This is a genomic window from Cohnella sp. OV330 (assembly GCF_900112065.1).
GTDB lineage: Bacteria > Bacillota > Bacilli > Paenibacillales > Paenibacillaceae > Cohnella.
Genome location: NZ_FOKE01000013.1, coordinates 266,722 through 277,766 on the forward strand (window position 1 = coordinate 266,722; position 11,045 = coordinate 277,766).

Genomic DNA, 11,045 nt, shown 5'->3' on the forward strand with positions numbered 1-11,045 from the left:
CTCGCTTTCATGGACTTAGGATGAACCAAGTATATAAAAGCGGGAGGCCTCGCCTGTGTGATCTCGATCACACCAAATCGCAAGGATGTGTGAAGAAGCGCGGAGACTGCCCAGGACGATCATGCAAAAATACATCATCCAAAGCCAGTATGGCGGGTTATTGCGATCTATCGCGCAAAAGCGCACGGTAGCTCACCTCTTTGGGCGAGATCCAGTGTGTTCTAAGCGATAATCCTGCACTTTTGCGCGATAGGTGGAACGATGCGGCGGCGGTGATCTCAATCGTGTACTCTTGCGCGATAGATGGTCATAGATCTTCACATGTAAGGGACAGACGATTTACTTTTAGATGGATTGGGCTTTTTCAGGTAGACATTCAATCGTTCTGAAAATAAAAGCATCGCGGCGGCCGAAAGTGCGAGATAGGACGGGAAGATGCCGATGGTCGAATGCGAGGCGAGAAAGCCGAGCAACGGCGGCATCAGCGTGCTGCCGGTATAAGCGACGGCCATCTGGTAGCCCATGATGGACGGGGCGTGCCGCTTGCCGAATCGGACCGGCGTCTCGTGCAGCATGCACGGGTAGATCGGGGCGAGGCCCAGCCCGACGATCATCAAGCCCGCAAACGAGAAGCCCGCCGGCAGCGGCAGGACGAGCAGCGCGGCGCCGGCCAGCGCCGTCGCCTGTCCGCAGCGGATGAGCGTACGGTTGCCGACCTTGATGGTAATGAAGCCCGTGATCAGCCGGCCGATCGTGATGCCCATATAGTACATCGACACCCACTGCGCGGCGGTCGCGGCGGACAGCCCTTTGACGCCGACGAGATAGCTGCTGCCCCACAGGCCCGCGGTCGACTCGACGCCGCAGTAGAACAAAAAGGAGACGAGCGCCAGCTTGACGCCCTTGACCTGCAGGGGCTTGATCGGCCGGGTATCGGCGTCGCCTTCCGGCAGGACTGCCTCCTCCTGCGCCTGGCGGGCGGTCGCGCTCTCGCGGCTCCGCGCGACGCGGTCCCACAAGGGCAGCGTTGCGAACAAAATGACGACGAGCACGAACTGAATCCCCGCTACGGCGAGGTACCCGTCTCTCCAGGTACCCGTTCCCCCGATATAGCTCGCCATGATCATGGGCCCGAGCGTGGCGCCGACGCCCCAGAAGCAGTGCAGCCAGCTCATGTGCCGGGCTTCGTAATGCTCGGCCACGTAGTTGTTGAGCCCGGCATCCACGGAGCCGCCGCCCAGTCCGAGCGGAATGGCGAAGAGCATGAGCCAGATGAGCGAGGGCGACTGCGAAAAGCCGAGCAGCGCGCCCGCGGTCATGACGCAGCTGACCGCCGCGACTTTTCCCGTGCCGAACCGCTTGAGCACGGCTCCGCTCGCCAGGCTGGACACGATCGTGCCCGCGGCGACGATCATATAGAGAACGCCCGCGGTCCCGAGCGGCGCGTCCATGTCGGCGTGCATCACCGGCCAGGAGGCGCCCAGCAGCGAATCGGGCAAGCCAAGGCTGATAAACGCCAGATAAATAATCAATAAAAAGAAAGTTGCCATCGTTTGCTTGCTCCTTTATTCCTGTATGCTCGCGCCCGAGATCATCCGATGAAGCCCCAGGCTCCGCAGACCGTCCAGGTAATCCTGCCGCCAGTCGCTCGCGGTCAGGCGAGGCAGATGCGCCGGAGGCACGTAGGCGGCGCTTCGCTCCGCGATCCGGTCCAGCAGCGTCTCGCTCACCTCGTCCCGGCAAAACACGATCGTATGCGGATTCAAAATCGCCGTGCAGGATGCGACCATCCGGCTAACGGCGTCCAACTCCCTTTCGTTCATCCGGCCCGGCGGGGACGCATGGGCGCGATCCAGCGCCTGGGTGAAGTTGCGGTCTTCGTATTGGGGCAGGAAGGACACCTCTCCGGCGAAAAAGGTGCTTCCTCGCACGATGTCCCCGTTCACGAGGATGCCGGCGCCCGGGCCGTTCTGGCCGAAGTACAGGTACACGATCGACGGATTGACGTGCTCGCTCTTCTTTTCGTTGAAGCCCAGGACGGCGGCGTTCATATCGTTTTCAATGACGACCGGGATCCTGAACCGCGTCTCCAGGTATCCTTGCAGATCGAAGTCATGGTACGCCTCGTAGCACGGAATAAAAATAATGCGTCCGTTGTTGACCGATCCGGGGATGCCGACGGCCACGGCGCGGATCCTGGGCTGTCGGGCGAGGATCTCCGCGATATACGCCGCCAGCTTCTCTGCGTCGCCTTCCAGCAGGCTTGAGGTCGATCCCTGTTCCTTGGCTTCGCCCAAGCAATTGAAGATCGAATAATGGGTCTCGTTCTTTTCCAGAAACAGAGCGAGCCCGAGCATATGATCCGGATTGTACGCATACCGCTGCGCCCGCCGTCCGCCGCTCGACTCGTCGAGCCCCGCAGTGACCAACTCCCCTTCGCTCTCCATGTCGGACAGAAACTTGCTGATCGTCGGGAAACTGATGCCCAGCATGCGGCTGAGTTCGACTTTGGTCATGCTGCCGTGCGTGAGCAGCGCGGCGCGTATGCCGCTGTAGATCAATCTGCTGCGATCCTTAGGCGTCGCGATTCGTTCCTTCAAGGGGTTACCGCCTTTCGCTGCTTCGACTTATTAAAACAATTTAATAAGTAGTTGTCGCAAGTTTAACAGATGCGGCACGCTTTGAACAGCACAAAAAAAAGAGGGGGCTGGCCCCCTCACTGTGCGGACATCTATTCCGGAGCAACGCCGCCGCGAGGCTCGATAGCGATAGGCTGCATCCTTATTTCGCCGCAACGACCGCCGCGTCGCTTGGCTGGGCCGCCAGCTTCCGGTACACCTTCGCGTACACCCATACGGCGTTGACGAGCAGCAGCGCGCCGGTTAAGCCGAACACGTACCGGAGGCCGAACCATGCCGCGACCTGGCCGCCAAGCACGGAGCCGGCGAACACGCCGAGATATCCCGCGGACATGGAAAATCCGAACACCCTGCCCGTGATCTGCTGCGGCGTGATCTTTTTGAGCAAGATATTGACCGCCGGCGTGAGTCCGGCGGACGTCAGTCCGAGCAGAAAACGCAGGATCATGAGCTGCCAAGGGGCGGTCACGAACGCTTGGGGAATAAACAGCAAGCCCGCTACGGCGATCGATGCCAGCATGACCTTGTGCGCGCCGATCCGGTCGGACAGCTTGCCGAGCCGCGGGGCGGCGAAGATGTTGGCGAGGCCCGACGCCGAGAACGTAATGCCCGCGATCAGCGCGACATGGCCTGCGCCGCCGGACAGATGCGTGATATAGACGGTGAGGACCGGCTCCACCGAGTACAGGGCGACCGTCAGCACGAAAAACGTCGCGAACAGGACGAGCGTGAGGCTTTTTTCCGGGACGGCGTCCCAGATCTCCCGGAATCGCAGCACCTGCTTCTTGTCCCCGCGCTCGAACGATTCCCGCACGAACAGCGCGGTCGCGACGAAGGCGACGAGCAACAGCGCGCCCGTGAAGAAGAACACGTCGCGCATCCCGAGGTTCTCGCCGATGAAGTCGCCGACCGTCGGGCCGAGCAGCGATCCGGCGATGCTCGCCGTAGAGAGCGTCGCGAGGGCGTAGCCCGCGTGCTCCTTGTCCGTCTGCGTGGCGATCATGGTCGTGCAGGCCGTCCCGTAACCCGTGATGACGCCTTCCGCTGTACGGGCAGCTGCACGAGATTCTAGTCGCGCAGTTCGAGGAGATGCACGGATCCGCGCAGGACAACGCCGACGCGCAAGCGAGCGCCGTATTCAGAGCGGACATGCTGCTCGTGGCGCTCGGCAGCGAGTCCTACGCCGCGCAGCGGGACGTTCGCGGGCTGTCGCCGGAAGAGATCGTCGAACAGCTCGGACTGACCTTTTTCCAGGAACGGAACTGACGGTTCTGCGCCAACAAAAAAAGCGCTCCTCCGGACAATCGGAGAGCGCTTTTCATTTGGTTACGTGGGCCTCGAGAGTTTATCCAAGTTTTTCATCCAGTTATCGTAATACGATTCAGGCGTTATTCCGTCTATGAAATCCTTTTGAAACGCGGCGATCGTTGCCCGTACTTCGCCAGATTCCGTAGATTGGGCATATTTTAGCATCCAGTCTTTTCCGTCCTGCAGTCGATTGAGGAGCAAGTAGGCGCTCATGACATCGTTGAGCGTTTCCTCGTTCGACTCCTGTTCAAACGCCTTTATCCTGTTGGACAACTGATCCTCCCAATACTTTTGCGTAAGTTCGGAACTCGGTTCATAGTGGTCCTTCACCCAGACGTAGACGCCTTGCAGGGCAGGCGCGAGCGGATATTCGCCGTAACTGGAAAAGCCGACTAGCACCTCTCCCTGCTGTCCATCCATTCGTTGGAACGATACGGCCTTTTCATCCTGCACGGTTACTACCAACTCTCCTGCCAGCTCCTCTACGACGATCGAAGCGGGATCCGGTCTACCGTCCGCCAAGTCGAAGACAAACGTGGGCCGGCCATTTTGCTCTAAGCCGGTAATCCAGACGGCTTCGGTCTTGGCAAGGCCTCCTTCGAAAGCAATGCCGTGCTGCAAGCTGTTAAAAACCTCTCTGCCTTCTTTTCTTATCGCAAAGCGCGTGTAATCGAACTCTCCGTCGTTCCAATAAGCGATTTCATAGGGAACGCTGTCGAGGGTGATTCGGTCTATATGAATAGGCTGCGAATCGCTTGCCGGAAAATCGTCCAAGGCGGACTCGGCTGTTGCCGGAGATAAGACTGGATCTGGCTCCTCTTCCTTTCGGGTTTCAGCAGGCGTTGCTGTCGCGGACATCGTTGAATAGCCAGGTGCCGTAGTGCCCGGATTCACGTCTTTACTTGTCCCCGCGCATGCGCAAATCGTCAACAACAAAGTCAACCCTAGCAGTCCCAGTAAAGGACGAAACAATTCTCTCATCTCCGATAAATAGACATCTTTTATTCATAAGCTAAAAGCGCAGCTTGAGTCTAGCCTGATAATATCTCCGTATTTGTCCCCGACTCCCCCGCGGCAGACAGCATCTCCTCGAACGCTTCCGGGCTCACCGGCCTGGAATAGAGATACCCCTGCCCCACCGGGCAGCCGTGCGCGACGAGCACCTGCCGTTGATGCTCGGACTCGATCCCTTCCGCGACGACGCCTAGGTTGAGGCTTAGCCCCAAGTCGATGATCGTCTTCAGCATGGACAGCTGGACGCGGTCGTCGATATCGTCGATGAAGGACTTGTCGATCTTGATCGTATCGACCGGCAGCTTCGGGATGATGAACAGCGACGAATACCCCGTCCCGAAGTCGTCGATCGAGATGCTGATGCCCATCCGTCTGAGCGCGCGCAGCACCTCTGTGCCCTCCTTCACGTTTTGCATGATGCTCTCCGTGATCTCGAGCTCCAGATAGGCGGCGGGCAAGCCCGTGCGCTGCAGGACGCTTCGGACGGACATGAGGAACTCGCGGTGCTGGAACTGGCGGACCGATACATTGACCGATATACACAGCGGCGGGTAGCCCTTGTCTTGCCAAGACTTGTTCTGCTCGCAGGCCCGCTCGAGCACCCAGTCGCCGATCGCGACGATCTGGCCCGACTCCTCGGCGACGGGAATGAACTCCGCGGGGGATACGATCCCCAGCTCCGGATGCTCCCAGCGAAGCAGCGCCTCCATGCCGATGATCCGCTTCGTCCGCAGCTCGAACTTCGGCTGGTAGTGAAGCTTGAACTGACGGCGCTCGATGGCCCGCCTGAGCTCGTGCTCCAGCTTCATTTTGCGGGCCATGATCGCGTGCAGCTCCGTGTCGTAGAACCGGAAGCTGTTTTTGCCGCTTTCCTTTGCCAGGTACATCGCCGCATCCGCGTATTTCAACAGGTCGTTGCTCGTGCATCCGTTATCCGGGTAGATGCTGATGCCGATGCTCGGCGTCACGATGATCTCGATCCCCTCGCAGCGAAACGGCTCGCGGAACTCCCCCAAAATCCGGTCGGCCGCGGCCGCGCACCAAGAGTTTTCGGCGTCGGTCAGGATGACGACGAATTCGTCGCCGCCGAGCCTGTAGAGAGGCGAACGGGCGCCAACGGAGCGTCTCAGCCGTTCGGCGGTCTGAACCAGGATGAGGTCCCCGGCATGATGACCGAGCGTATCGTTGATCACCTTGAAACGGTCGAGGTCGATCAGCAGCAGGCCGGCCCGCACGCCCGCTTTGCCGATGATTCGTTCCAGATCCTGCTGAAAGCGGATTCGGTTCTTCAGGCCCGTGAGCGGATCGTGATAAGCCAAGTAGCGGTACTCGCCCATCAGCTTGTTCAGGACGCGCATCATGCGGAGCTGGCGCCCCATGATCAGCAGGAATAGCAGCAGCAAGCCTTGACTGAGCGAGTTGAAATCCCAATGCTTGCTGAGGAAGGAAAGAATGACGAGGACGGCGATACTGGCATACGGGAAGACAGATTCCTTATGATGCACTTCGGGCTCTCCCGCCTGCATCGGGTTGGTCTGCTCTTCTCCCGCATAACGGCCGCCTAAACCGATCAACAGCAATGCAAGCACCCAGAGCACGTCCACGAACTCGCCCGAGTGTTGCTCCTGCTGTTCCGCAAGATAGGCGTAACCGATATCGCCAGCCACCTGGGACAGCATTCCCCAAATAACGTACAGCATCGATTTGGTCAGCGCGCCCTGCTGCAGCAAGCAATAATAAAGGATAAGGGTGATCAAGAAGATGCTCAAAGACGCCAAGGGATAGACGACGGAAATCACCGTGACGAACGGCGTCTCGTCGGCGATGGAAATGATCGGATCGATCACGAAGTGGATGCTGGCGCTGACGGCCGTTACCATGAAGACGATAATGTTGAAAATATAGGCGGCTCGGGCGGATTGCCCGTAGATATGCCTGTATTTGCAGAACAGGGCTGCGAGGAAAAAACCGTACGCGATCAGCCAAACCATGTAGGAAAAGATGGAATAATCGGTCGCCGACGAAGCGAGCTGCTTGTAGAGCAGCTGAAAATTCGACAACGTATTGAGGATCAAACCTGCGCAGAGCAGCAGCCAAAATCGGCGGCGCTTGCCGGTCAGGCGAAGGCCGGCCCTCAAGGTCCAGTACGCCCCGATGGCGCCCCCCGCGATCTGCAGGATGTTCGAGCCTAGAACCCGCATCCATACATTATCCCAGTAGATCGCATACAAATATCCGATGGCTGCAGCGAATCCGGCCAGCAAATACACAGGCAAGCGTCCAGAACGTAACATAGTAATCCCTCACGATGACTAAAGAATGTGCAGCGATGCAATCGAGGAAATACATGGTGAAACCGCGTTTATCACGAATAAAACAAAAGGCTATTCCCCGCGGAAATAACCGGTCTTCTGCAGCTATTCCTTGGCAGCCCGGCGACCGTAGTTTCCCTTAGGCCCGTAGCTTTGCGTCCTCGCCTTTCGGCGAGTTTGCCTTTCACATGACTCTTCAATTGGTTATATACTATCATTTTTCGCCCCAAATACATAGCACTATTTTCCTATAAAAGAAAAGATTCCGCTACCATTACAATAGGCGGATGGCGATACGCCGAGGCGGCGTTTGTACATATGATGATGAAAGACGAACGGAGGGGAAGCAGCCTTGAGCAAACCAGGCGTATCCATCGTGGCTTGCACGAACCGCCCCGCGTTTTTCGCCAACATGCTCGACAATTACGCGCGACAGCGCTATCCGCGCAAACAATTGATCGTGATCGTCAACAAAGACGGCGTCGATCTGAAGGCGTTGCGGCGGCAGGCTGCCCGCTTGCCGGACGTATCCGTCTACCGGGTACCGGAGCGGATCTCCCTCGGCCAATGCCTCAACTGCGGCATCTCCCTCGCCAGGTACCCGCTCATCGCCAAGTTCGATCACGACGACTACTATTCGCCGTATTACCTGAACGAACAAGTCCGCGCGCTCCTTCGAACCGGCAGCTCCATCGTCGGCAAGCATGCCTGCTTCGTCTATCTGGCCGCGAGCCGCCGGCTGATCATCCGTTCGCCCGGCGAGCGGCAGCGATTCATGAATTTCGTGCAGGGAGGCACGATCCTGTTCCGCCGAAAGGTGCTGAAGGACGCGCGGTTCGCCGACATCTCCCTGGGCGAGGACGTACGGTTCCTGCGAAGCTGCGCGAGAAAAGGGCACCGGGTGTACGCGACCTCGCCCTACAACTACGTCTACGTCCGCCGCAAAGACAAAAGCACGCATACGTGGCAGGTGAACGACCGCTATTACATGAAGGGCAGCCAGCCCGTCGCGGTCACGGACCGGTACCGTTCGTATGCGATCCGGAGGGCATGAGCGTCGCTGGGACCGAGACGGTCGTGCGATATAGCGCAGCTACGACAAGTCAGGCCATCCCCTACCGGGATGGCCTGATTCATTGCCGGCAAACCGGCGCATATTGATTATGCCGTCTTCGCTCTCGCTTCCGGCGCGGGAAGCGCCGTGCGCCGGCGGTGGTGCAGCAAGACGTAGAACAGCACCGACAACAACGCGATCGAACCCGCTCCCGCGTACATCATGCGATAGTCCGAGACGGAGGCGATCATGCCCATAAAGTAAGAGCCGACGCCGTAGCCCAAGTCGAACATGAGGAAAAACGTGCCGGTGGCGCTCCCTCTCCGGTGCTCGGGCGCCAGCTTGATCGCCAACGTCTGGAAGCAGGGCAGCAGCGCCCCGTAGCCGATGCCCATCGCGGCGCCGGTCAACAGCACGGCGACGGCCGAGTGCGCCTGGCCGAGCACGATCATGCCGATTGCGAACAACGCGATACCGGGATAATACAGGTAATGCTCCTTGTACCGGTCGAACACCCGCCCGATGACGGGACGGGAAGCGACGATCATCACCGCGAAAACGACAAAAAACAGCGCCGTGACATGCGTCTGATGGATCTCCTCGGTAAAGGCCGCGAAAAAGCCGGAAAGCGAGCTGTAGGCGAACGAAACGACGAAGCCGACGATCGAGATCGGCAGCGCCTTCGGCTCGATCACGTCGCTCCAACGCAGGCGCCCCTTTTTCGGCCCGGCATCCGCCGCGACAGTTGCGGTCGGTCCTGCCAGCTCCGGCTTGGCCCCCTTCGCCCGCATGCCCATCGCGAACGCGAGCGACAACGCCGCGATGACGCATACCGCGAGCAGCAGCACGTCGACGTTTTTGCCCTTCCACAGCCATAGGCCGAGCGCCGGTCCGATCGCCATCGCGATGCTCATGAACATGCTGAAGTAGCCGACGCCTTCGCCCTGGCGCGAGCGGGGAATGAGCGACGTCGCGGCCGCGCTCGAAGCGGTCGACGCTACGGCGTAGCTCATGCCGTGTACCAGACGCACCGCGAGAAACAGCGCCATCCCATTCGCACCGAAATAAGCGATGCAAGCTGCCAGGAAAACGGCCAAGCCGATCACCGTCATCCGTTTTTTGCCGAACCGGTCTGCCCACATCCCGGAAAGCGGCCTGCCGAGCACGCCCCCGACAACGTAGATCGTGATCGCGAGGCCCATCTGCTGCTGATTGCCGTGCATGCTGTCCTTCACGTAGAGCGGGAAGGCCGTAGCCAATATATAAAACGTCAAAAACATAAAAAAGCTGCTCAAACAAACGACGACAAAATCCCTCGTCCAAATTTTTTCTTTGATCACAGCGGAACGCGCTCCATTCTCCTGTTAAAGCTTCTCTAGTGTGCAAACATTATAAGCCCCGCGGATTCATCATGTATAATACTAATTTTATGATAAATTGATCACATGAACGTAATATAAGGAGCGCGATGAAGCGGTGGAGTTTTTGCAGCTCAAGTATTTCCTGGCCGTGGCGAGACTTGAACATATTACGAAGGCCGCCAAGGAACTTAACGTGTCCCAGCCCTCGCTGAGCAATGCGATCGGGCGGCTCGAGAAGCGGCTCGGCGTGCCGCTGTTCGTGCGCCAGGGACGGCAGGTCAAGCTGAACGCGTTCGGCAAAACGTACCTTCGGCGCGTTGAGCAGGCGTTCCTCGAGCTCGAGGAGGGCGAGCGCGAGCTGGCGGACATGGCGGGGCCCGATCACGGCGTCGTCTCGATCTCGGTCACCCTCCCCTACGTGCTGCCGACGCTGCTCAAGGATTTTCTGACCGCGCATCCGCATGTCCGGATCATTCAGCATCAGCTCGGCTCCGTGCTCGAGATGAAGACGAAGCTGGCGAACGCCGACATCGACTTCTGCGTCTCCTCGACGCCGATCGCAGGTCCCGACATCGAGTGGCTGACCCTGGCGGAGGAGGAGCTGTGCCTGACCGTGCCCAAGCGGCACCGGTTCGCCGGGCGGGAGCGCATCGCGCTCGCCGAGGCGGCCGGCGAGCCCTTCATCTCGCTGTCGCCGAGGTCCAACTTCCGGGAGATCACAGACGGCTTCTGCCGGCAGGCCGGCTTCGAGCCGCATGTCGCCTTCGAGCTCGAAGAGGTGAGCGCGATCCAGACGCTCGTCGAGATGGGGCTCGGCATCACCTTCACCCTGCCGCTCTCGCTCGGCAACCGTGCCTCGAGCCCCGACACCGTCCAGGTGAAAATCGCGGAGCCGGTATGCCGGCGGACGTTCGGCATCGCCTGGAACAGAAAGCATTACCTGTCCGAAGCGGCCGTGCACTTCCGGCAGTTCGCGATTCAGTTTTTCGGGAAGCTGTGACCGGAGGCGAGCAAGCCTCCGTTTTTCGTATTATCAGGTCAGCCAGAATTTCTGGTTGGCCTTTTTACATGGCCGGTTTAAGATGGCGGTAGCCGGGAGAACGAGGGCGTTTTTGGGGAGTTTTACCCCGTCGCAAAAACTGTTCTCCCACTACCCCCAATGACCATGTTTGAGCTGGTTGAGGCATTTGGACCTCGCATCACAAGCGAAGCTGTGGGATTGGAACCATCGTGGGAATGCCGGCTACGATTGTAGGAGGAGATGACATGAGACCGGTTGTCGGAGTGGATGTGGCGAAAGGGACAAGCATGCTCCAAGCGTTTACGGATCGGAACAAGCCGTACAGTAAGATTATCA

General features: G+C 59.1%; 9 protein-coding genes and 1 riboswitch. Of the genes, 3 read left to right on the forward strand and 6 right to left on the reverse strand.

What is annotated here, in order from left to right:
- Positions 1-317: 317 nt before the first annotated feature.
- From BM235_RS26805 to BM235_RS26815, 3 genes are all read right to left on the reverse strand, one after another.
- Positions 318-1,550: an MFS transporter gene (locus tag BM235_RS26805; protein ID WP_090117310.1), complete on the reverse strand. Its 1,233-nt coding sequence runs from the start codon at positions 1,548-1,550 to the stop codon at positions 318-320.
- Positions 1,551-1,565: 15 nt separating this feature from the next.
- Complete coding sequence (locus BM235_RS26810) at positions 1,566-2,600, reverse strand: ROK family transcriptional regulator (protein WP_255374617.1); 1,035 nt, start codon at positions 2,598-2,600, stop codon at positions 1,566-1,568.
- 181 nt (positions 2,601-2,781) lie between these two features.
- Positions 2,782-3,642: an MFS transporter gene (locus tag BM235_RS26815; RefSeq protein WP_255374618.1), complete on the reverse strand. Its 861-nt coding sequence runs from the start codon at positions 3,640-3,642 to the stop codon at positions 2,782-2,784.
- 86 nt (positions 3,643-3,728) lie between these two features.
- On the opposite strand from BM235_RS26815, the gene BM235_RS32230 reads away from it, so the two are divergent.
- Positions 3,729-3,905 (forward strand): hypothetical protein, encoded by a 177-nt coding sequence (locus BM235_RS32230; RefSeq protein ID WP_158543800.1) that lies wholly within the window; start codon positions 3,729-3,731, stop codon positions 3,903-3,905.
- Positions 3,906-3,965: 60 nt separating this feature from the next.
- Here BM235_RS32230 and BM235_RS26820 read toward each other — a convergent pair whose 3' ends face one another.
- Together BM235_RS26820 and BM235_RS26825 are read right to left on the reverse strand one after the other, a co-directional pair.
- Entirely contained in the window at positions 3,966-4,841 is an 876-nt protein-coding gene (locus BM235_RS26820) for a hypothetical protein (protein ID WP_143106735.1), read from the reverse strand.
- Positions 4,842-4,978: 137 nt separating this feature from the next.
- Complete coding sequence (locus BM235_RS26825; RefSeq protein WP_255374619.1) at positions 4,979-7,255, reverse strand: putative bifunctional diguanylate cyclase/phosphodiesterase; 2,277 nt, start codon at positions 7,253-7,255, stop codon at positions 4,979-4,981.
- Between the two features lie 129 nt (positions 7,256-7,384).
- Positions 7,385-7,465: riboswitch (cyclic di-GMP riboswitch) on the reverse strand.
- Positions 7,466-7,625: 160 nt separating this feature from the next.
- Here BM235_RS26825 and BM235_RS26830 point away from each other — a divergent pair.
- Positions 7,626-8,327 (forward strand): glycosyltransferase family 2 protein, encoded by a 702-nt coding sequence (locus BM235_RS26830; RefSeq protein WP_255374620.1) that lies wholly within the window; start codon positions 7,626-7,628, stop codon positions 8,325-8,327.
- Positions 8,328-8,434: 107 nt separating this feature from the next.
- On the opposite strand, the gene BM235_RS26835 is transcribed toward BM235_RS26830, so the two are convergent.
- Positions 8,435-9,667, reverse strand: a complete 1,233-nt coding sequence (locus tag BM235_RS26835; protein WP_090117313.1) for an MFS transporter — start codon at positions 9,665-9,667, stop codon at positions 8,435-8,437.
- A 136-nt stretch (positions 9,668-9,803) separates the two neighbouring features.
- Between BM235_RS26835 and BM235_RS26840 the strand changes: the two genes are divergently transcribed.
- The gene (locus BM235_RS26840) at positions 9,804-10,688 is read left to right on the forward strand and encodes a LysR family transcriptional regulator (protein ID WP_090117314.1); all 885 of its coding nucleotides are present in this window, start codon (positions 9,804-9,806) and stop codon (positions 10,686-10,688) included.
- Positions 10,689-11,045 lie beyond the last annotated feature (357 nt).

Excerpts from the sequence above, each read along its gene's own strand:
- BM235_RS26805 (WP_090117310.1), bottom strand. The coding sequence starts at position 1,550 with ATGGCAACTTTCTTTTTATTGATTATTTATCTGGCGTTTATCAGCCTT.
- BM235_RS32230 (WP_158543800.1), top strand. The coding sequence starts at position 3,729 with ATGCACGGATCCGCGCAGGACAACGCCGACGCGCAAGCGAGCGCCGTA.
- BM235_RS26815 (WP_255374618.1), bottom strand. The coding sequence starts at position 3,642 with ATGATCGCCACGCAGACGGACAAGGAGCACGCGGGCTACGCCCTCGCG.
- BM235_RS26825 (WP_255374619.1), bottom strand. The coding sequence starts at position 7,255 with ATGTTACGTTCTGGACGCTTGCCTGTGTATTTGCTGGCCGGATTCGCT.